The organism is Kocuria tytonicola, assembly GCF_003687175.1.
Classification (GTDB): domain Bacteria; phylum Actinomycetota; class Actinomycetes; order Actinomycetales; family Micrococcaceae; genus Kocuria; species Kocuria tytonicola.
The window spans coordinates 707744-727972 of the sequence record NZ_RDEX01000001.1 but is presented as its reverse complement, the minus strand read 5'-3'; the positions used below and the strand labels follow the sequence as shown (position 1 = coordinate 727972).

The 20229-nt window shown below is 71.1% G+C and carries 17 protein-coding genes; 6 read left to right on the top strand and 11 right to left on the bottom strand.

Annotated elements, in window-relative coordinates:
- Positions 1 to 4 precede the first annotated feature (4 nt).
- From EAE32_RS03275 to EAE32_RS03265, 3 genes are all read right to left on the bottom strand, one after another.
- Complete coding sequence (locus EAE32_RS03275) at positions 5 to 1465, bottom strand: amino acid permease (protein ID WP_121864165.1); 1461 nt, start codon at positions 1463 to 1465, stop codon at positions 5 to 7.
- Positions 1466 to 1617: 152 nt separating this feature from the next.
- Positions 1618 to 3084: an alanine/glycine:cation symporter family protein gene (locus tag EAE32_RS03270; RefSeq protein WP_121864164.1), complete on the bottom strand. Its 1467-nt coding sequence runs from the start codon at positions 3082 to 3084 to the stop codon at positions 1618 to 1620.
- Between the two features lie 290 nt (positions 3085 to 3374).
- Positions 3375 to 4697 carry a multidrug effflux MFS transporter gene (locus tag EAE32_RS03265; protein WP_121864163.1) on the bottom strand — a complete coding sequence of 441 codons (1323 nt, stop codon included), beginning with the start codon at positions 4695 to 4697 and terminating at the stop codon, positions 3375 to 3377.
- A gap of 127 nt (positions 4698 to 4824) precedes the next feature.
- Here EAE32_RS03265 and trmB point away from each other — a divergent pair, with 127 nt between their 5' ends.
- A complete protein-coding gene (gene trmB, locus EAE32_RS03260) occupies positions 4825 to 5682 on the top strand; it encodes a tRNA (guanosine(46)-N7)-methyltransferase TrmB (RefSeq protein WP_121864162.1) in 858 nt (285 codons plus the stop codon).
- Between the two features lie 212 nt (positions 5683 to 5894).
- Here the strand turns inward: trmB and EAE32_RS11945 are convergent, their stop codons facing one another.
- From EAE32_RS11945 to dnaK, 4 genes are all read right to left on the bottom strand, one after another.
- Positions 5895 to 6413 (bottom strand): heat shock protein transcriptional repressor HspR, encoded by a 519-nt coding sequence (locus tag EAE32_RS11945; RefSeq protein WP_240625200.1) that lies wholly within the window; start codon positions 6411 to 6413, stop codon positions 5895 to 5897.
- Between the two features lies 1 nt (position 6414).
- Positions 6415 to 7464 carry a DnaJ C-terminal domain-containing protein gene (locus EAE32_RS03250; protein ID WP_121846562.1) on the bottom strand — a complete coding sequence of 350 codons (1050 nt, stop codon included), beginning with the start codon at positions 7462 to 7464 and terminating at the stop codon, positions 6415 to 6417.
- An 84-nt stretch (positions 7465 to 7548) separates the two neighbouring features.
- Complete coding sequence (locus tag EAE32_RS03245; RefSeq protein WP_424321729.1) at positions 7549 to 8172, bottom strand: nucleotide exchange factor GrpE; 624 nt, start codon at positions 8170 to 8172, stop codon at positions 7549 to 7551.
- Positions 8173 to 8174: 2 nt separating this feature from the next.
- Positions 8175 to 10046 (bottom strand): molecular chaperone DnaK, encoded by a 1872-nt coding sequence (gene dnaK / locus EAE32_RS03240; protein ID WP_121846561.1) that lies wholly within the window; start codon positions 10044 to 10046, stop codon positions 8175 to 8177.
- Between the two features lie 353 nt (positions 10047 to 10399).
- Here dnaK and EAE32_RS03235 point away from each other — a divergent pair, with 353 nt between their 5' ends.
- On the top strand, positions 10400 to 12385 hold the full coding sequence (locus tag EAE32_RS03235; RefSeq protein ID WP_121864161.1) for a BCCT family transporter: 1986 nt from the start codon (positions 10400 to 10402) through the stop codon (positions 12383 to 12385).
- A gap of 98 nt (positions 12386 to 12483) precedes the next feature.
- On the opposite strand, the gene EAE32_RS03230 is transcribed toward EAE32_RS03235, so the two are convergent.
- On the bottom strand, positions 12484 to 13947 hold the full coding sequence (locus EAE32_RS03230; RefSeq protein WP_121864160.1) for an MFS transporter: 1464 nt from the start codon (positions 13945 to 13947) through the stop codon (positions 12484 to 12486).
- 323 nt (positions 13948 to 14270) lie between these two features.
- On the opposite strand from EAE32_RS03230, the gene EAE32_RS03225 reads away from it, so the two are divergent.
- The 4 genes from EAE32_RS03225 to EAE32_RS03210 are packed head-to-tail and all read left to right on the top strand — an operon-like array spanning position 14271 to position 17050.
- Positions 14271 to 14984, top strand: a complete 714-nt coding sequence (locus EAE32_RS03225; protein WP_121864770.1) for a TetR/AcrR family transcriptional regulator — start codon at positions 14271 to 14273, stop codon at positions 14982 to 14984.
- Between the two features lie 40 nt (positions 14985 to 15024).
- On the top strand, positions 15025 to 15516 hold the full coding sequence (locus EAE32_RS03220; RefSeq protein ID WP_121845359.1) for a low molecular weight protein-tyrosine-phosphatase: 492 nt from the start codon (positions 15025 to 15027) through the stop codon (positions 15514 to 15516).
- Positions 15486 to 16139, top strand: a complete 654-nt coding sequence (locus tag EAE32_RS03215) for a uridine kinase family protein (RefSeq protein ID WP_243635552.1) — start codon at positions 15486 to 15488, stop codon at positions 16137 to 16139. The genes EAE32_RS03220 and EAE32_RS03215 overlap by 31 nt, the downstream gene beginning before the upstream one ends.
- The gene (locus EAE32_RS03210) at positions 16136 to 17050 is read left to right on the top strand and encodes an aminotransferase class IV (RefSeq protein ID WP_121864159.1); all 915 of its coding nucleotides are present in this window, start codon (positions 16136 to 16138) and stop codon (positions 17048 to 17050) included. The genes EAE32_RS03215 and EAE32_RS03210 overlap by 4 nt, the downstream gene beginning before the upstream one ends.
- Positions 17051 to 17068: 18 nt before the next feature.
- On the opposite strand, the gene EAE32_RS03205 is transcribed toward EAE32_RS03210, so the two are convergent.
- The 3 genes from EAE32_RS03205 to EAE32_RS03195 are packed head-to-tail and all read right to left on the bottom strand — an operon-like array spanning position 17069 to position 20204.
- Positions 17069 to 17872: an energy-coupling factor transporter transmembrane component T family protein gene (locus tag EAE32_RS03205; protein ID WP_121864158.1), complete on the bottom strand. Its 804-nt coding sequence runs from the start codon at positions 17870 to 17872 to the stop codon at positions 17069 to 17071.
- Complete coding sequence (locus EAE32_RS03200; RefSeq protein ID WP_121864157.1) at positions 17869 to 19584, bottom strand: ABC transporter ATP-binding protein; 1716 nt, start codon at positions 19582 to 19584, stop codon at positions 17869 to 17871. The genes EAE32_RS03205 and EAE32_RS03200 overlap by 4 nt, the downstream gene beginning before the upstream one ends.
- Positions 19581 to 20204, bottom strand: a complete 624-nt coding sequence (locus EAE32_RS03195) for an ECF transporter S component (RefSeq protein WP_121864156.1) — start codon at positions 20202 to 20204, stop codon at positions 19581 to 19583. Before EAE32_RS03195 ends, EAE32_RS03200 begins: the two co-directional genes overlap by 4 nt.
- Between the last annotated feature and the right edge of the window lie 25 nt (positions 20205 to 20229).

The following is a 20229-nucleotide window of genomic DNA, read 5'->3' as shown; positions in this document are numbered from 1 at the left end:
GCGCTCAGTCCTGTGTGCGCTCGGCCTGCGCGGGACGGTCCATCTCCTGCTTGAACCACTCGAAGGCCTGGCGGTGGGACTGGGTGCGGCGCACGAACGCCCACGAGATGCCCAGCACCAGGAGCCACACGGGCACGGCCACGAGTCCCGCGGCCGTCTCCGGCTCGGTGGTCAGGGTCCACACGACGAACGCGAAGAACGCGAGCACCACCACGCACATCACCACGCCACCCGGCATCTTGTACTCGGACGCGGCGTGCCGCTCGGGGAACTTCCGGCGGAAGCGCAGGTAGCAGATCAGGATCATGGACCACACGAAGAGGAAGAGCATGGAGGCCACGGACGTGATGAGCGTGAACGCCTCGATGATGGAGTCCCCGGCGTAGAGCACCGGGATGGTCAGCAGCAGCACGAACGCCGTGAGGAACAGCGCCCGCACGGGCACGCCCACCCTGTTGAGCCCCCGGAAGAAGCGGGGGGCGCTGCCCTCGGCGGAGAGTCCGAAGAGCATGCGGGACGTGGAGAACACCCCGGAGTTGGAGGAGGACATCGCGGAGGTCAGCACCACGAAGTTCACCACGGAGGCCGCCGCACCCAGCCCGGCCAGGGAGAACATGGCCACGAACGGCGACTGCTCGGGGTCGATGGAGCGCCACGGGGTCACCACCAGGATGGCCAGCAGGGACCCCACGTAGAAGATCAGGATGCGCAGCGGGACGGAGTTGATGGCCCGCGGCAGGGTGGTGCGCGGATCGCGAGCCTCGGCCGCAGTGGTGCCCACGAGCTCCACGCCCACGAAGGCGAACACCGCGATCTGGAACCCTGCGACCACGCCCATGGCGCCGTGCGGGAACCACCCGCCGTCGTTCCAGAGGTTGGAGATCTGTGCCGTGTGGCCGTCCGGGGACGTGAAGTGTGTGACCGCCATGACGGCGCCCACCACGATCAGCGCGAGAATGGCCACGATCTTGATGAGCGCGAACCAGAACTCCATCTCGCCGAAGCTCTTCACACTCACCGCGTTGAGGAGGAACACGATGACCAGCACCGCCACCGTGGGCAGCCACAACGGCACGGAGGGCCACCAGAACTGCACGTAGCCGGTGATGGCCACCAGCTCGGCAATCGCGGTGACGATCCAGCAGAACCAGTAGGACCAGCCCACGAAGAAGCCCGCCCACGGGCCGATCAGGTCCGCCGCGAAGTCCGCGAAGGTCTTGTAGTGCAGGTTGGACAACAGCAGCTCGCCCATGGCCCGCATTACGAAGAAGAGCATGAACCCGATGAGCATGTAGACGAACACCACCGCCGGGCCCGCCAGGGAGATGGTCCGCCCGGAGCCCATGAACAGCCCGGTGCCGATGGCACCGCCGATCGCGATCAACTGGATGTGGCGGTTGCTCAGGCCACGGGTGGGACCGGAATGGGAGTGGGGCGGAGACACCGCGGTGGAGCTGTTGGTCATGGCTCACGAGGTTACACCTCGCACCCGCCCCGGCCGTGGCGTGGCGCACACGCACCACGGGCCCGCTCCCCGCGGCTGCGGAGGGCGGGCCCGCGGCGTCGTCGCAGGTGGCGCCGCACGGGCGTCCGGGGCGACGACTGGTGCGGAGCGGCTCAGCGCGCGGAGCGCGGCGCGGTCTCACCCGGCAGGACGTAGCTGTCGATCGCGCCGGGGTGCCCGTCCATGAAACCGTCCACCTGCAGCTTGTCCGCGCGCAGGTGCGGATCGTTGCGCAGGTAGTGCCTGGTCTCCCGGGCCACCAGGCCGGAGAGGATGAGCAGGCCGATCAGGTTGGGGATGGCCATGAGACCGTTCATGAGGTCCGCGAAGGACCACACGATCGCCAGCGGCACGCTGCAGCCCACGAACACGATGACCGAGAAGAACACGCGGTACGGCATCACCGCACCGCGGCCGAACAACCGCTCCATGCAGCGCTCGCCGTAGTAGGCCCAGCCCAGAATGGTGGAGTACGCGAAGAGCACCAGGCCCAGGGTCACGATCAGGTGGCCCCAGCCGCCGGGCAGGCCGTGGCTGAAGGCGTCCCCGGTCATGGTGGCCGCGAAGTCCTCGCCCTGCTGCCACACGCCGGTGGTCACGATCACGAGGCCCGTGCAGGTCACCACGATGATGGTGTCGATGAACGTCTGAGTCATGGACACCAGACCCTGGCGCACCGGGTGGGTGGTCTGTGCGGCGGCCGCCGCGATCGCCGCGGAGCCCATGCCCGACTCGTTGGAGAAGATGCCTCGGGCCACACCCATCTGCACCACGACGATGAGCAGGGAGCCCGCGAAGCCGCCCACGGCCGCGTGGCCGGTGAATGCGGACGCGAAGATGGTGCCGAACGCCGCGGGCACGGCGCCGATGTTGACCACCAGGATGAACAGCGCACCCAGCACGTAGAAGATGATCATCACGGGCACGAGCGCGGAGGTCACCTTGCCGATGGACTTGATGCCGCCCACGAGCACGAGCAGCGTCAGCACGGCCAGCACGGCGCCGGTGATCCACACGGGCACGCCGAACGAGGACTCCACGTTCGCGGAGATCGAGTTGCCCTGGGTCATGTTGCCGATGCCGAAGGACGCGAGCACCGCGGCGACCGCGAAGAACAGGGACAGGAACTTGCCGAACCCGTTGGGGATGCCGCGGAACAGGTAGTACTGCGGGCCGCCGGAGATCTCTCCCTTGGCGTCACGGGTGCGGAAGCGCACGCCCAGGAACGCCTCCGAGTACTTGGACGCCATGCCCAGGATGCCCGTGACCCACATCCAGAACAGCGCACCGGGCCCGCCGATCGAGATGGCGGTGGCCACGCCCACGATGTTGCCGGTGCCCACGGTGGCCGCGAGCGCGGTGGTCAGGGCCTGGAACTGGGAGACGTCACCACCGGGAGCGTCCTTGTCCGCGCGCTCGAACAGGGCGAGCCGCAACGCCGGGACCAGCTTGGTGACCTGCAGCCCGGCCAGCCGGACGGTCAGGTAGATGCCCGTGCCCAGCAGCAGCGGGATCAGGACGAACGGCCCCCAGACGAAGCCGTCGAGCGTGTCGAGGAGGGTTTGGAGCGAATCGAGCATGGAGGTGTCTCTCGTTCGAGCGGGAGGCGGGACGCCACGGAGCAGCTGTGAAGCACGTCACTGTTGGGCACAGTGAACCACACTCCGCGCGGCACGTGCGCCCCATCCGTGTCGTTGCGGCCCGATGTCGCGCCGCCGCACCTCGCTCGGGGGACGACGACGCCGCACGGCCGCCCGGGTGCCCGCACCTCACCTGCCCGTTCGGTTGAACACACGGGAGGCTGGGTGCCGCGCCGCCAAGGCACCAGGGCGGGGCGGGAGCCGCGGACCGGACCGGGCGGCGTCGTGGTTCAGTGGCGCCGGGCGCGGAGGACGAGGAGCACCGAGACCACGGCGCACCCGGCCATGCAGACCAGCATGGGAACGGCGGTGTCCTCCCCGCCCAGGCCCGTGAGCGGCGTGACGAGACCGGCCATCACGAACTGCCCGGTGCCCACCACGGCGGCGCCGGTGCCCGCGAGCTGCACGGCCTGCGCACGGCGCTGGGCCAGGGCCACGGCGTTGCCCAGCACGAAGCCCATGCAGGACTGCGCCAGGAAGATCAGCGCGAGCGTTACGGTGCCCACCGCCCCCAGCAGCGCGAGGGCCAGGTTCAGCCCGGAGAACACGGCGAGCCCGGTGACCCCGGCGAGCAGCAGGGACTCGGGCGAGCGGGTGCCCACGATCCTCGTGTTGACCACGCCGGTGACGATCGAGCCGCACGCGTTGAGCGCGAAGACCACCGAGTAGCCGAGGGCGCTGAAGCCCAGGACGTTCTGGACCACGAACGAGGAGGCGGAGATGTAGGAGAACAGGGCTCCGAACGCGAACGCGAAGCTCAGGGCGTAGAGCGTGAACGGGCGGTCCCCCAGCACGGCACCCGCATTGCGGAGGGTGCGCCCGAGCCCACCCCGGGAGCGGGCGTCCGGCGGCAGGGTCTCCGGGACCACGAGCACCGAGCACGCGAGCATCACCGCGCCGAAGACCGTGAGCACCGCGAAGGCGGTGCGCCAGTCCGCCACGGAGGCGATCACCCCGCCCGCGAGCGGTGCCACCACGGGGGCCAGGGAGGTGATGAGCGAGAGCACCGAGTACAGCTGCGCGGCCCTGCGGCCACGGGCGATGTCCGAGACGACGGCGCGCGCGATCACCACCCCGGCGGCCCCGGCAACGCCCTGCAGCAGCCGCAGCGCGAGCACGAGCCGCACGTCCGGGGCCAGGATGATCCCCGCGGAGCTCAGCAGGAAGACCAGGTTCCCCGCAATCATCAGCCGGCGGCGCCCGAGCACGTCAGAGAGGGGGCCCAGGAGGAACTGCCCCGCGGCCATGCCCACCATGTAGGCGGTCAGAGTGAGCTGCACCAGGCTCGCGGGCGCACCGAACCACTGCGCCATCTGCGGCAGGGACGCGAGGTACATGTCCGTGGCCATGGGGCTCACGGCGGAGAGGATGCCGAGCGAGCCCACGAGCACGATCCGGTCCCGGCGCGGGCCCAGCGCCAGCCTGCTGGGCACCAGATCGGAGGGCTCGGGGCCCGGGGAGCTGCGGGGCGGCGGCGCCGGGTCCTTCGATTCGGGGTGCCGGGGCTCGGGGTGCTGGGGCTCGGGGTGTGGCGACTCGTGCTCCTGGGGCATGCGGCATCTCCTGGATCGCGCGGGTCGGGTGCCCACGGGTGGTGCTCGCGGGCGGGTGGGCCTCAATCCTAGAGCTGGCCCCGCGGCGTCGTGACCTTGCCTCACGGCCCGCCTAGGATGTTCCACGATGGAATCCAGCGACCGCACTCCGCAGCCCTCCGAAGCACACCGCCCCGCACCGCGGCCCTCCGCGGACGACGCCGCCCTGCCGGGCTCTCCTGCCGCCGGCGACGGCGCCCCGGCCACCGTGGCGTTCCCGCGGCAGCCGTACTCGTTCGTGCGCCGCGGTGACCGGCTCTCCCCCAAGCGCCAGAAGGCGTGGGACGAGCACGCCGGTGACTGGGTGCTGGACATCCCCCGCGTGCAGACCGACACCTCCGTGGACCCCTCCTACCGGCTGGACCGCGAGGCCGTGTTCGGACGCACCGCACCGCTCGTGGTGGAGATCGGCTCCGGGCTGGGCGAGGCGATCGTGGCCCACGCCGTGGCACACCCCGAGCTGGATCACCTGGCCGTGGAGGTCTACAAGCCCGGTGTGGCGGACCTGCTCATGAAGGCCGCGCAGGCGGGCGTGACGAACGTGCGCGTGGCACAGGCCAACGCCCCCGAGGTGCTCGAGCACATGCTCGAACCGGCATCCGTCAGCGAGCTGTGGGTGTTCTTCCCGGACCCCTGGCACAAGACCCGCCACCACAAGCGTCGCCTGGTCTCCCCCGCCTTCGCGGAGCTCGCGGCCCGCGTGCTCGCGCCGGGCGGGCTGTGGCGCCTGGCCACGGACTGGCAGGAGTACGCGGTAGTCATGCGCGAGGTGCTCGACGCCTCGGACGCGGACTTCGAGAACCTGCACCCCGGGCCCGTGGCGGACGACGAGCACCCCGAGACCGGCTGGGCCCCGCGCTGGGACGGCCGGATCCTCACGAGCTTCGAGCGCAAGGCCACGGAGGCCGGGCGCATCCCCCGTGACCTGACCTATCGGCGTCGCTGAGGCCACCGACCCCTCGGTCCAACCTCGCGCCCGGAACACGGACCGCAGGAGCCCGGCCGCAGAGACGCAGAACGCCGCGCCACCTCGGTGGTGCGGCGTTCTGCGTCAATGGGCCCGGCGGGTCACCGCACGCTGAGCCCCGCTGGACGGACCGTCGGCGCGGCCCCTCAGAGCTCCCTGGGCCGACCGTCGCGGAGCCCAGCCGCGAAGGGTCAGCGCGCGCTGCGCCGGCGCGCCGGGCGTCCCGGAGTGTCACGGGAGTTCTCGTCCCGTTCTGTTCCCCGGTCGTGGGTGACGGAGCCCGGTTTGGCCGGGCGGTACAGCATGAGTGCCTGCGAGACCTTGCGCGGTGCCCGGCGGGTGCCGCGGGCGATCCGCACCACGTCCCCCTCCGAACCGGCGGTGAAGATCATGTCCCGCTCCCGCCGTGCCTGGCGCTCCTGGTCCAGCTCCTCGGACAGCTCGGTGACCCGGGACTGCAGCGCCTGCACCTGGTTCTCCAGCTGCATGATGCGCTTGATCCCCTCCAGGGACACCCCCTCCTGGGAGAGCTCCTGGATCTGGCGCAGCTTCTGCACGTCCATCTGGGAGTAGCGCCGTGCCCGCCCGGAGGCGCGGGACGGGGTCACCAGACCCATGCGGTCGTACTGGCGCAGGGTCTGCGGGTGCATGTCCGCGAGCTCGGCGGCCACCGAGATCACGAAGACGGGCTGGGTGAAGTCCAGGGCCATCTCAGCTCGCCGCCTCCTCGCTCAGGGACGCACGGGGATCGAAGCCCTCCGTGGCCCGGGCGAACTCGCGCAGGGACTCGCGTGCGGCGTCGTCGAGGTCCGCGGGCAGCTGGATCTGCACGGTGACGATCATGTTGCCCGTGGTGGACCCGGACGTGAAGCCCTTGCCCTTGACGCGCATGCGGTGCCCGGAGGACGTGCCCGCGGGGACCTTCAGGTTCACGTGACCCTCGTCCAGGGTGGGCACCTGCACCGTGGCACCCAGACCGGCCTCGGAGACGGTGAGCGGCACCGTGACGTGGACGTCCTGGCCCTCACGGGTGAAGAACGGGTGCTCCTTGACCTTGACGGTCACGAAGAGGTCGCCGTTGCCCCCGGGCCCGCTGTGGCCCTTGCCCGCGATCTTCAGGCGCTGGCCGTCCTTCACGCCCTGCGGGACGCGCACGGTGGTGGACTGCCCGTTGCCGCGGCGCAGCTTCACCGTGGTGCCGCGGAAGGCGGAGCGCAGCGGGATGGTGGTGGTGGTGTGGATGTCCTCGCCCTTGGTGGGAGGTGCCTGGTAGCCGCCCTGGCCCCCGAAGCCGGGCTGCCCGCCGAAGCCGCCCCCGGTGCTGAACCGGGTGTTGCCGCCCTGGGCACCCCCGAACTGCGCGAAGAGGTCCTCGAAACCCCCGCCGCCACCACCGCTGGAGGTGGTGTAGCGCCGACGTCCGCCGCCCCCGCCGCCGTTGAACAGGTCCCCGAAGATGTCCTCGAAGCCCGCGCCGCCGGCACCACCCGCCCCGCCGGGTCCACCGGCCGTGAAACGGGCGCCGGAGCCCATGGCGCGGATGGCGTCGTACTGCTCACGCTCCTCGGGGTCGGACAGCACCGCATTGGCCTCGGTGATGTCCTTGAACTTCTTCTCCGCGGCCGCGTCCCCCGGGTTCTGGTCCGGGTGGTACGTGCGGGCCAGCTTGCGGTACGCCTTCTTGACGTCCGCCTGGGATGCGTCCTTGGAGACGCCCAGCACGCTGTAGAAATCCTTGTCGATCCAGTCCTGACTGGCCATGACGCCTCCTTCCTGTGAGTTCTTCCTCGGTGCGGCTCGGGGCGGGTCCCGTCATGTGGACCCGCCCCGAGGAGATGGTGTGCCTTACGGCTGCGCCGCCACGGCCACCTGGGCCGCCCGGACCACCCGGTTGCCCACCTTGAAGCCCGAGCGCAGCACCATGGACACGTGGTCCGGCTCCACCTCGTCGGTGGGCTGCTGCATCACGGCCTCGTGGATGGTGGGGTCAAAGTTCTCCCCCACCTCACCGATGCGGGTGAGACCCTTCTTGACCAGTGCGTCCTCGAGCTTGGTGGCGATCGCCGCGAACGGACCCTCTTCGAGGTCCCCCGCCTTGCGGGCGGCGTCCACGTCGTCCAGCACCGGCAGCAGCGCGGCGATCATCTCGCCGGACACGAAGTCCCGCAGCTGGTCCTTCTCCCGTGCCGTGCGGTTCTTGAAGTTCACGAACTCCGCCTGCAGCCGACGCAGGTCCTCGAGACGCTCCTCCGCGAGCCGGTGGCCCTCGGAGTCGCCCGCCGGGGCGGCGTCGCCGTCCGACGACGCCGCGTCCGCGGCCTCTGCGTCCTGGGACTGGGGGGTGTCGAGGATGTCGTCCACGGTGAGCCCCTCCTGCCCCTCGGCGCTGTCCTGGTCGGGGCGAGCGGGCTGCTCCGGATCCTCCGGCACGGACTGGCCGCCACCCTGGGTGTTCTCGGAATCGCTCATGCTCACTTCTTCCCGTCGTTGTCGTCGTCCACGACCTCGGCGTCGACGATGTCGTCGTCGTCCTTGGCCTGGGCGCCGGCGGCACCCTCGGCACCCGGCTGGGCACCCGCGGCGCCCTCGGCCTGGGACTGGGCGTACAGCGCCTCACCGATCTTGGTCTGCGAGGACTGCAGCTTCTCGAACGCGGTCTTGACGGCGTCGTCGTCATCGCCCTCGAGCGCGGCCTTGACGGCGTCCACGTCCGCCTGGACCTCGGTCTTGACGTCCTCGGGGATGGCGCCCTCGTCGTCCTTGATGAGCTTCTCCACCGAGTACGCGGTCTGCTCCGCGTTGTTGCGGCGGTCCGCGGCTTCACGGCGCTGCTTGTCGGCGTCCGCGTTGGCCTCGGCGTCCTTGACCATGCGGTCGATGTCCTCCTTGGACAGCGAGGTGCCGCCCGTGATGGTCATCGACTGCTCCTTGCCCGTGCCCTTGTCCTTGGCGGACACGTGCACGATGCCGTTGGCGTCGATGTCGAAGGTGACCTCGATCTGCGGCATGCCGCGGGGAGCCGGCGCAATGCCGGTCAGCTCGAACGTGCCCAGGTTCTTGTTGTCCCGGGTGAACTCGCGCTCGCCCTGGAAGACCTGGATGGACACGGACGGCTGGTTGTCCTCCGCGGTGGTGAAGGTCTCGGAGCGCTTCGTGGGGATGGCCGTGTTGCGCTCGATGAGCTTGGTCATCACGCCGCCCTTGGTCTCGATGCCCAGCGACAGCGGGGTCACGTCGATCAGCAGCACGTCCTTGCGGTCGCCCTTGAGCACACCGGCCTGGATGGCGGCACCCACGGCCACGACCTCGTCCGGGTTCACGCCCTTGTTCGGGGCCTTGCCGGCGAGCTCGGTGACCTTCTCGACCACGGCGGGCATGCGGGTGGAACCACCCACGAGCACCACGTGGTTGATGTCGGAGACGTTGATCCCGGCCTCGGCGATGACGTCCTTGAACGGCTTCTCCGTGCGGGCCAGCAGGTCCTTGGTGAGGTCCTCGAACTTGGCGCGGGACAGCTTCTCGTCCAGGTGCACCGGGCCCTCGGGAGTCACGGACAGGTACTGCAGGGAGATGGTGGTGGAGGTCGCGGAGGACAGCTCCTTCTTGGCCTGCTCCGCCGCCTCCTTCAGGCGCTGCAGGGCGATCTTGTCCTTGGACAGGTCAGCACCGGTCTTGGACTTCACCTGCTCCAGCAGCCAGTCCACGATGCGCTGGTCCCAGTCGTCACCGCCGAGCCGGTTGTCGCCGGCGGTGGCGCGCACCTGGATGGTGGAGAAGTCGTCCTCGTCCTTGCCGACCTCCAGGAGGGAGACGTCGAACGTGCCGCCACCGAGGTCGAAGACCAGGATGAGCTCGTCCTCCTTGCCCTTCTCCAGGCCGTAGGCCAGGGCCGCGGCGGTGGGCTCGTTGACGATGCGGAGCACGTTCATGCCCGCCACCTCACCGGCCTCCTTGGTGGCCTGGCGCTCGGCGTCGTTGAAGTAGGCGGGGACGGTGATCACGGCGTCCGTGACCTTGTCGCCCAGGTAGGACTCCGCGTCCGCCTTGAGCTTCATGAGCGTGCGGGCGGAGATCTCCTGGGGGGTGTACTTCTTGCCGTCGATCTCGGTGGTCCAGTCGGTGCCCATGTGGCGCTTCACGGAGGCCACGGTGCGGTCCACGTTGGTCACGGCCTGACGCTTGGCGACGTCACCCACGAGGGTTTCGCCGTCCTTGGAGAAGGCCACGACGGACGGGGTGGTGCGGTTGCCCTCGGCGTTCGCGATGACGACGGGCTCGCCGCCCTCGAGAACAGCCACCACGGAGTTGGTGGTGCCGAGGTCGATTCCCACTGCGCGAGACATGTGTTGGTCCTTTCGTTGTGCTGCTTCGGCCCGGGGCCGCCGACCGGGCGGCCGGAACGGGCCTTCTGAAGACTTGAGCTTTCAGGACTCAAGTCTACACATTGAGTGGGGGATGTCAACCAAAGTTGAGCCGGGATCACTCAACTGCAACGCGCCGCCGTCATGCTGAGTTAGGGCGCCTACCAACGGAGCATTACAATCGGGGGTTTGTACGCCCACGGCGAAACGGTCGGCTCCGGGACATCACCCTGTCGGTACCGCCGCCGGGCGTCGCGCATGCACATCGTTCACGGGAGACGCACCACACCATCACGACGTCGAACACTCCCCCCGCAGCAGTCAGGAGAACTGTCTTGAGCACGCCACCCCACTCCCCCGACCGACAACAGTCGCCCGAAGCGGCCGCAGAGCCCGGATCGACGGCGGGGTCCACCTCCCGCAGCCGGCAGATCATCCACGAGCTCACCTACCCCCACGGGATCCACCCCGCACTCGTGCCGGGCGTGGGTGTGGAGGACCGCAAGGTCCGCTTCGACACCGACAAGGCCGTGTTCACCATCACCGCCCTGCTCATCGTGGCGTTCATCGCCTGGGGCGTCCTGGGCACCGACAACCTCTCCGCCGTGTCCTCCACGGCCCTGTCCTGGGTGACCGCGAACACCGGGTGGTTCTTCATCCTGCTGTCCACCGCGGCCGTGTTCTTCATGCTCTTCATCGGGTTCACCCGCACCGGCCGGATCAAGCTCGGGCGTGACGACGAGGAGCCCGAGTACTCCTTCTTCTCGTGGCTCGCCATGCTCTTCGCCGCCGGAATGGGCATCGGACTCATGTTCTACGGCGCGTTCGAGCCCATGAGCTACTTCGAGGGCGGGATCCCCGGCTTCAACCACGTCGCGGAGGCCGGCAGCGACTCCATGGTGGTCTACGCCCTGGTGCAGTCCGCCTTCCACTGGGCCCTGAACCCGTGGGCCATCTACGCCGTGGTGGGCGTCTCCGTGGCCTACGGTGCGTACCGCCGCGGCCGCGCCCCCCTGATCTCCCGCGTGTTCACGGCCCTGCTGGGCCACAAGCGCGTGGACGGCCCCCTGGGCAAGCTGATCGACGTGTTCGCCATCTTCGCCACCCTCTTCGGCACCGCCGCCTCGCTGGGCGTGGGTGCCATGCAGATCGGCTCCGGCATCTCGATCGTGGGCGGCATCGGCGAACTGGGCAACAACGCGCTGATCGTGATCATCGCCGTGCTGTCCGTGGGCTTCATCATCTCGGCGGTCTCGGGCGTCTCCCGCGGCATCCGCTACCTCTCGAACATCAACCTCACGCTGGCGTTCGTGCTCGCGCTGTTCGTGTTCTTCGTGGGTCCCACGGTCTTCCTGCTCACGCTGATCCCGTCCACGTTCTCCACGTACCTGCAGGAGTTCCTGTTCATGACCGGACAGTCCGCGGCCTGGGGCCCGGACAGTGCCAAGTTCTCCAACACCTGGACCGTGTACTACTGGGCCTGGTGGCTGTCCTGGTCCCCGTTCGTGGGCATGTTCATCGCCAAGATCTCCCGCGGCCGCTCCATCCGCCAGTTCGTGACCGTGGTCCTCGTGGTCCCCGCGTCCGTGTGCGTGCTGTGGTTCATCGTCTTCGGCGGTTCGGCCATGTACTTCGCCAAGCAGGGCGCGGACCTCTCGGTGGCGGACGGCTCGGAGTCCATGCTCTTCGGGCTCTTCGACCAGCTGCCGCTGACCGGCGTGACGTCGGTGCTCGCCATGGTCGTGATCGGCATCTTCTTCGTGACCAGTGCTGACTCCGCGTCCGTGGTCATGGGCACCATGACCCAGCGCGGGCGCCCGGACCCCAGCAAGTGGATCGTGATCTTCTGGGGCGTGTGCCTCGCGGGCATCGCGGTCGTCATGCTGCTGGTGGGCGGCGACGACGCCCTGGCCGGCATGCAGAACCTGGTCATCGTCTCCGCGCTGCCCTTCGCCGTGATCCTCGCGCTCATGATGCTCGCCCTCTACCGCGACCTGCGCAACGACCCGGCCACGCTGCGGTCCCGCTTCGCGCTCTCCGCGGTGGAGAAGGCCGTGGCCACGGGCCTGTCGGAGCACGGCGACAACTTCGCTCTGCAGGTGGAGCACGCCGAAGGCCACCGGGCGGCCGGTGACTCGTTCGACTCGCACGCCCCGGCCATCACCGAGTGGTACCGGCAGACGGACGAGAACGGCGATGAGACGGACTTCCGGTACAAGTCCCGCTGGGTCTCCTCCGCCGTGGACGACATCGTGGACGGCACCCCCGAGGGTGAGGCCCCCTGGGACCAGACCAAGCCCAAGAACACCAGCACCCACTAGGTCCGCGCAGCGCCACCTCGTGGCACCACCGCAGAGCGGGGTGCACGTCCCCGGACGTGCACCCCGCTCTTCGTCTGCCGGTTCCGGTCCCCGCCGGCTCAGTGCTCCTCGGTCTCCCGCGAGTCGGTGAGGGTGCGGATGCCCACCGCGGCGAGCACCACCACGAGCACCGCCAGCAGGGCGAAGGAGATCTGCTGCGAGTGCACGAACGCCGAGACGGTCGCGGCGTCCCAGGCTCCCGCGGGCAGGACGGTTCCGACCACGGAGGCCATCACGGTCCCCACCACGGCCAGACCCACCGCGTTGCCGAGCTCCTGGGCGGTGTCGTTCAGGGCGGATCCAATGGACGTGTGGCTCTCGGGCAGGGCACCCAGCAGTGCCACCGCCCCCGTGGTCATGACGGCGCGCATGGCCACCGTCATCATCAGCATGCCCAGGGCGCACCAGAAGAAGGTGTGGCCCACGGCGTAGATCCACACCGCGAGGCTCGCGAGCAGCACCAGCACCGCGTACAGCGAGGTGCGGCGGTGCCCCCACGCGGCCACGGCACGGTCCACGAAGGGCCCGGCTCCCATCATGCCCACCACGAACGGCAGGTTCGCGAGCCCGGCCTGCAGCGGGGTCCAGCCCCACGCGAACTGGTAGAGCTGGGTGGACACGAACATCACACCCGCCATTGCTGTCATCACGGAGGTCTGCAGGATCGCGGAGCCCCGCACCGTGGGGATGCGGAACAGGGAGAGGTCCAGCATGGGCGCTGCGGCGGTGCGCTCACGCCGAACGAAGCCAGCCAGGGCGAGCAGCCCGCCCGCGAGCACCAGCAGGGTGCGCGGGTCCAGCCATCCGAACTCGACCCCCGCGGTGAACGTGGAGAGCAGCAGCCCCAGGGCCGCCACGGACAGCATCGCACCGGGCACGTCCGCGGCGCCGCCGCGCAGGTCCTCGGGCCGGTCCCGGTCCAGGCCCAGCCGCACGCCGAGCCACGCGACCAGGGCCACCGGCGCGTTGAGCACGAGCAGCATCTGCCAGGGCATGTGCTCCAGGGCCAGTCCCGCGAGCGTGGGCCCCACCGCGAATCCGATCATCGAGACCGTCATGATGAGCCCGATGGCCCGGCCCCGCAGGTCGTCCCGGTCGAACAGCCGGAAGAGCAGGGACATGGTGATGGGGGCGATCATCGCCGCGAACGCGCCGGAGACCGCGCGCACGGCGATGAGCTGGGCCGGGGTCTGCACCAGCAGCACGGCGAGCCCCGCGAGCCCGAAGAGCGCCAGACCCCACGAGATGGTGCGGCGTCGTCCGAGCTTGTCCCCCAGGGTGCCGCCCACCATGAGCAGACCGCCGAAGGTCAGGGAGTAGGCGCCCACGATCCACTGCAGATCCGTGGGACTCGCGTCCAGGTCCCGGCCGATCACGGGCACGGCCACGTTGAGGATGGAGTTGTCCACCATTTCCACCAGCTGGGTGAGGCACAGCCCCAGCAGCGCGGGCCACGCCGCGCGGAAGCTCTGCGGGGCACTCGTGCCCCGGTGACGGGCGCGGCCGTCGATCGTCTGAGTCATGGGAGGTCCTTTCTCACGTCGAACACCGTTCGACTTATCGAATTGCGTTCGAGAATAGAACGATGTTTGATCCGGCGCAACACCTCGCTATCGTGATCCGCATGACGCCCCCATCCGGCCCCGCCGGCAGCCCTTTCCGCGACTCGCCGCAGCACCGCGACCCTCACCGCCCGACGCCGCCGCGCGCCGGCTCGGTCTCCGGCTCCGCCCCCGGGAGCCGGCGCGCCCCGCGCGGACCGTCCGGCGGGCGGGACCCGAGAACGCGGGGCGGGGGCGGACGGGCGAGCGGGCGACGTCGTGCCTCCCTGTCCGTGGACGCGATCGTGGACACGGCGATCACCATGCTGGACCGGGACGGAGCCCAGCGGCTCACGCTGCGCAACCTGGCCGCGGAGCTCGACAGCGGCGTGGCGAGCCTCTACTGGTACGCGTCCGGCAAGGACGATCTGATGGCCATGGTCGCGGACGAGGTGCTGGGTCGTGCGCTGCACGAGTTCCAGGCCCTGCGGGAGGGTTCCAGGAGTGCGCCGGAGCAGTTCACGGACTTCGCGGCGCCCGCACCGGACGGGCGCACCAGCGCGGCCACCGCGGCGGCCCTCGCGGACCTGCGGTGCTTCTCGCTGTGCCTCTTCTCCCAGATGCTGGCCCACCGGTGGCTCGCGGCGCAGCTCGTCAACGCCGGCCCGGACGAGGAGAACGCGCTGCGCACGTGGGAGTGCACCGGGCAGATCCTGCAGCGCATGGAGCTCACCACGACGCAGCAGTTCCACGCGTCGCTCGCGGTCACCAACTACGCGTCCGGCATGGGGGCGGAGATCTCCCAGCGCCAGCAGCTGCGGGACGCCGTGAACGCGGAGGAGATGTTCCGCGAGCAGCTCGAGCGCTGGGACCACGCGAGCCCACGGGAGTTCCCGTTCGTGCACTCGATCCTCGGGGAGTTCCGCCGCCACGACGACCGCGCGGAGTACGTCGCGGGACTGGACCTGCTGCTGGCCGGGATCGAGCGGCAGACGTGGTCAGGCGGTACGGCGCCCTGAGCACCACCGCAGGGAGGGGATTTTCCGTACAGTGGTGTCCATGGTCGATATCGTCACGGTGTGCACCGGCAACATCTGCCGCTCCCCCATGGCCGAGGCCCTGCTCCGGGCCGAGGTGGAACGCGCGGGACTCGCGGACCGCGTCCGCGTGTCCTCCGCGGGTGTGAGCGACGAGGAGCACGGGCGCCCCGTGGACCCGCGCGCGCAGAGCGTGCTGACCCGCAACGGGCTGGAGCTGCCCGAGCACAGTGCCCACCGCATCACGGACGAGGAGCTCGCGGACGCGGACCTGCTGCTGGCCATGACGGACTCCCACCGGCGGCAGCTGCTGCAGCGCCTGAACTCGGCGGACGCCGGGAAGGTGCGGATGATGCGCAGCTTCGACCCCGAGGCCACCGGCACCGGCGAGGACCTGGACATCGCGGACCCCTGGTACGGCGGCTCGGAGGACTTCGCCACCGCGTGGGAGCAGATCCGTGCGGCCACCCCCGGGCTGGTCGCGTGGCTCCAGGAACGGGTGACCACCCGGTGATCGGACCCGAGGAGGGCTTCCAGGACGACGAGACCGCCCGTTTCCCGGACGGCGTCAACCTCGCGCGGCTGCTGCCGCCCATCACGCGCAAGCCGTGCATCGTGGGCATCGACGGCCGCTCCGGCGCGGGCAAAACCACGCTCACGGACCAGCTCGCGGAGGTGCTGCGCCGCTCGCACGACGTCGTCGTGTTCCGGCTGGAGGACCTCTACCCCGGGTGGGACGGCCTGGTCCGGGGCATGGGCATGTACTTCTCCGAGGTGCTCGAGCCCCTGCGGCGCGGTGCGGACGCCCACTGGACGGCGTGGGACTGGCTCACCAACGAGCCCGGCACCCCGCGCCTCACGCGCACGGCGGAGATCGTGCTCGTGGAGGGCGTGGGGGCGTGCCACCGGGAGGCCCGTGCCCTGCTCGACACCTCCGTCTGGGTGGAGCTGCCCACGGCGCAGCGCAGGCAGCGCGCGCTGGCCCGCGACGGCGGCGCCTACGACGCGCACTGGGACGAGTGGGCCGCGCAGGAGGCGGAGTACCTCGCCGGGGACCCCGTGTGGGAGGCCGCGGACATCATCCTCCCCGGGCCGTCCCTGGAGCCGTCCACCGCCCCGGAGCGCGAGACCCCGTGACACCCCGCGGCGCGCGAGCCACGGCCGTCATCATCTCCCCGCTCACCGGGCAGCCGCGGCTCGTGGATCCCACCCTGCCCCACGTGGGCCTGGAGGACCAGGCACTCACCCGCGGGGACGGCGTCTTCGAGACCCTGCACGTCCTGGACGGGGTGGCCTACAAGTTCGACGCCCACCACGCACGGCTGCGCGCCTCCGCGGCCGCCGCGGAGCTGCCCGCGCCGTCGGCGGCCACGTGCCGCACCGCGCTGGAGCTCGCCCTCCACGCCGCCGCGCCCGGTTCCCGTGACCCGTCGCGCGACCTCGGCGCGGAGCACGCCGTGAAGCTGACCGTGGCGCGCGGCACCCCGGACGGGGAGCCGTGGGCGTGGCTCACGGCCTCCCCCGTTCCCGGGGCCACGTTCGCGGCCCGCCGGGACGGCGTGTCCGTCCTGCTGCTGGAGCGCGGCCACGACCCCGCCGAGGACGCCGGGCTGCCGTGGCTGCTGCCCGGTGTGAAGACGCTCTCCTACGCCGTGAACATGGCGGCCGTGCGCCATGCCCGCAGCCGGGGCGCGCAGGACGCGGTGTTCGTGACGTCCACGGACCGCCGGATCCTGGAGGGCGCCACGTCCTCCGTGGTCTGCGCCCGCGTCCGGGACGGCGACGCCGCTCCCACCCTGCTCACGCCCGAACCGTCCCGCGGCGTTCTCCCGGGCACCTCCCAGGCCCGGATCTTCGACGCCGCCCGGCGCCACGGCTGGGGTGTGGACTACGGACCCCTGCACCCCGAGGACCTCCTGACGGCGAGCGCCGTGTGGCTCACGTCCTCCGTGCGCCTGGCCGCACCCGTGACCTCGGTGGACGGTCACCCGGTGCCCACGGACGAGCGGCTCACGCGGACGCTCACGGACTTCCTGGTGGGCGCCTGATGCGGCTCGGCCCGCCGCTCACTGCCAGATGAACCGGTGCGTGCCCAGGGACATCGACACCGCCAGTGCCCCCACGGCGGTCAGCACCACGGCGGCGCCCACGAGCACGTCCACGCGGCCGTAGTGCAGCGTGCGCGCCCACGTGCGCGGGCCCGCGCCGAAGCCGCGGGCCTCCATGGTCATGGCGAGCCGCGTGGCCCGGCGCAGGGACTGCACGAGCAGCGTGAAGGCCTGGCCGCCGAACTCCCGCAGCGCGTTCCACGGTCCGCGTCCGCCGCCGGCCCCACGGGCCCGGCGGGCCGCCGCGAGCACACCCCACTCGGTGACCATGACCTCCACGAGTCGCAGGGCGGCGAGTGCCGCGAGCACGAACCGCGCGGGCAACCGGAGCGTCTGCGCGAGACCGTCCGCGAGGTCCGTGGGATCGGTGGTCAGCAGCACGGTGATCCCGGGCAGGGCGATGGCCAGTCCGCGCAGGGCGATCGCGGCACCGGCCGCCAGCGACCCGGTGGTGATGCTCACCCACCCCACGTGCAGCAGCACGGGACCGCCCGCGGTGGAGAGCATCGCGGTGCCCCAGCCGCTGATCACGGCGGCCAGCACGACGGGCCACAGGGTGGTGAGAAGCCGCCACGGGCCCAGCCCCACGCCCGCGAGCAGCACGAGCTGGCCCGCGAGCGCCACGGCGTTGGTGACCGGGTCCGCGCTCACCACGATCATCAGGGTGATCAGCAGCGCCCCCAGCAGCTTGACCACGGGGTTGGCGCGCGCCAGGAACCCGGTGCGGGGCGCAAACATAGACGGTGCGGTGACGGTGCTCATGCACCCAGCTCCAGTTCCTCGGCCGCGAGGGCGTCGATCAGGTCACGGTCGTGGGTCACCGCGACCACCGCGGTTCCCCGGTCCAGCTCCGTGACGAGGAGGTCCACGAGCTCCTGCCACGTCCGCGCGTCCTGGCCGAACGTGGGTTCGTCCAGGATGAGCACGTCCGGCGCGGCCGCGAGCACCGTGGCCACGGACAGCCGCCGTTTCTGCCCCCCGGAGAGCGTGAAGGGGTTGGCGTCCGCGAGGTCCGCCAGGCGGAGGCGGTGCAATAGCTCTGCCACGCGAGCGGCGTCGTCCTCCGGTGCGGGCGGATCCGTGCGGTGCGCGGCGCTGACCCGGCGGCGCAGCTGCTCGGGACCGAACTCGAGCTCCTGCCGCACGGTGGGGCGCAGGAACTGGTGCTCGGGGTGCTGGAACACCGTGCCCACGCGGGCGACGAGCTCGCCGCCGTCCCACAGGGAGGGGTCCCGGGGGGCGTCCCCCGCCAGCCGGGCGCTGGCCCGGACCGTGCCGCGCACGGGCACGAGCAGCCCCGCGAGGGTCAGCGCCAGGGTGGACTTGCCCGCCCCGTTCACCCCGGTCACGGCCAGCGCGCGCCCCGCGCGCACGTCCAGCGAGATGTTCTCCGCGGCCACCGGCACGTCCGGCACGGCTGCGGGCTCCGGGGCCTCCCGGCCGCGCCGCCACGCCGCCCGCGCACGACGTCGCCTGCGCGCCACCGCGCGCCGTGTGGGCTGCACGCGCGAGACCGCGAGATCCCGCGCGCTCAGCAGCACCGCGCCGTCGGACGCCGCAGGGGTCGCAGTCGCAGTTGCAGTTGCAGTTGCAGTTGCAGTGACAGGAACTGTGGCAGGGGCCTCGACGGACGGGGAACGGGAGGCTGGGCCGGTGCCGGTGGCGGGGGCACGGCTGTCCGAGCGGTGCGCCGGCGTGCGGGTCTCGGGGACCCAGCCGGGAACCCACGTGCCCTGCTCCTGCAGCAGGGCCCGGGCCTCGTGGAGGGTCTCGTGCGTGGGCCCGTCGAAGGCCACGCGGCCGTGCTCGTCCAGCACCACCACCCGGTCCACCACGGATTCCCACAGGGCCACGCGGTGCTCCACGACCACCAGGGTGATCCCCTCGCCCCGCACGGCCCGGGCTACGGCGCCGCACAGCTCCTGGGCGCCCTGCCCGTCCACGCTCGCGGTGGGCTCGTCCAGCAGCAGCAGGCGCGGACGCATCGCGAGCACACCGGCGAGCGCGAGGCGCTGCTTCTGCCCGCCGGACAGCGCGGTGGTGGGGTGCTCGAGCGGCAGGTCCAGCCCCACGCGCTCCAGTGCGTCCCGCACGCGCGGCCAGATCTGCTCGCGTGGCACGGCCAGGTTCTCCAGCCCGAAGGCGACGTCGTCCCCCACGCGTGAGAGCACCACCTGCGTCTCGGGGTCCTGGTGCATGAACCCGACGGCGCCCCGGGCGTCCCGGGGGTCCGCCCCGTCCACGAGCACCTCGCCCGAGCCGGACTGGCCGTCCGGGTCCTGCTCCACCCCGGCGAGCGCCTGCAGCAGGGTGGACTTGCCCGCCCCCGAGGGGCCCAGCAGCAGCACCCGCTCCCCCGGCGCCACGGTGGTGGTGACCTCCCTCAGGCTCGCGTCCTGCCGGCCGGGGTAGTGCCAGCCGAAACGGCGGAGCTCCACCGCCGCACCCGCGGGGACGGGCCCCGCCGCCGTCATCGGCGCGCGGCCCCGGACGCGAGGGCACCCAGCACCCCGGTGGCCTGCAGCGCCCGCACCACGAACCACATCAGGGCACCGGCGATCACGGCGCCGGAGATCGTGGTCAGAGCGGCATAGACCACCTTCTGGTCCGCGGCCCACTCGTAGTTGTACATGATGTCCTCGCTCACACCGAGGAACAGCCCGGAGACGGCTCCGCCGAGGGTCGCGACCAGCAGCCCGAAGCGCCGGTACCCGGTGAGGAGGAACACGAGCTCCACGCCCAGGCCCTGCACGAGGCCCGAGATCACCACGGTCCAGCCGAAGTGCGTGCCCAGGAAGCCCTCCAGCACGGCGGCCAGCAACTCGCAGAACAGTGCGGCGCCGGGCTTGCGGATGATCAGCGCGCCGAGGGTGCCCGCCACGAGCCAGCCGCCCGAGATGAGACCGGCCGAGGGCGGGTACGCCACGGCACTCGTGGACACCACGGGGTACAGCAGGTTGGACCACATCCAGAAGATCACCGCGCACACCGCCGCCAGGACGGCGGCCACCACGATGTCCACCACCCGCCACGACTGCGTGCGGGGCCCCCGGCCCGGGGACGTGCGTGCGGTGGTGCTGCGTACCTGCGTCATGAAGATCCTCCTGAAGACTCCAGGA

What these genes read in the sequence shown, in the direction of transcription:
- EAE32_RS03275 (WP_121864165.1), bottom strand. Translation starts at nt 1,465, where the DNA reads ATGACCAACAGCTCCACCGCGGTGTCTCCGCCCCACTCCCATTCCGGT.
- EAE32_RS03270 (WP_121864164.1), bottom strand. Translation starts at nt 3,084, where the DNA reads ATGCTCGATTCGCTCCAAACCCTCCTCGACACGCTCGACGGCTTCGTC.
- EAE32_RS03265 (WP_121864163.1), bottom strand. Translation starts at nt 4,697, where the DNA reads ATGCCCCAGGAGCACGAGTCGCCACACCCCGAGCCCCAGCACCCCGAG.
- trmB (WP_121864162.1), top strand. Translation starts at nt 4,825, where the DNA reads ATGGAATCCAGCGACCGCACTCCGCAGCCCTCCGAAGCACACCGCCCC.
- EAE32_RS11945 (WP_240625200.1), bottom strand. Translation starts at nt 6,413, where the DNA reads ATGGCCCTGGACTTCACCCAGCCCGTCTTCGTGATCTCGGTGGCCGCC.
- EAE32_RS03250 (WP_121846562.1), bottom strand. Translation starts at nt 7,464, where the DNA reads ATGGCCAGTCAGGACTGGATCGACAAGGATTTCTACAGCGTGCTGGGC.
- EAE32_RS03245 (WP_424321729.1), bottom strand. Translation starts at nt 8,172, where the DNA reads ATGAGCGATTCCGAGAACACCCAGGGTGGCGGCCAGTCCGTGCCGGAG.
- dnaK (WP_121846561.1), bottom strand. Translation starts at nt 10,046, where the DNA reads ATGTCTCGCGCAGTGGGAATCGACCTCGGCACCACCAACTCCGTGGTG.
- EAE32_RS03230 (WP_121864160.1), bottom strand. Translation starts at nt 13,947, where the DNA reads ATGACTCAGACGATCGACGGCCGCGCCCGTCACCGGGGCACGAGTGCC.
- EAE32_RS03220 (WP_121845359.1), top strand. Translation starts at nt 15,025, where the DNA reads ATGGTCGATATCGTCACGGTGTGCACCGGCAACATCTGCCGCTCCCCC.
- EAE32_RS03205 (WP_121864158.1), bottom strand. Translation starts at nt 17,872, where the DNA reads ATGAGCACCGTCACCGCACCGTCTATGTTTGCGCCCCGCACCGGGTTC.
- EAE32_RS03200 (WP_121864157.1), bottom strand. Translation starts at nt 19,584, where the DNA reads ATGACGGCGGCGGGGCCCGTCCCCGCGGGTGCGGCGGTGGAGCTCCGC.
- EAE32_RS03195 (WP_121864156.1), bottom strand. Translation starts at nt 20,204, where the DNA reads ATGACGCAGGTACGCAGCACCACCGCACGCACGTCCCCGGGCCGGGGG.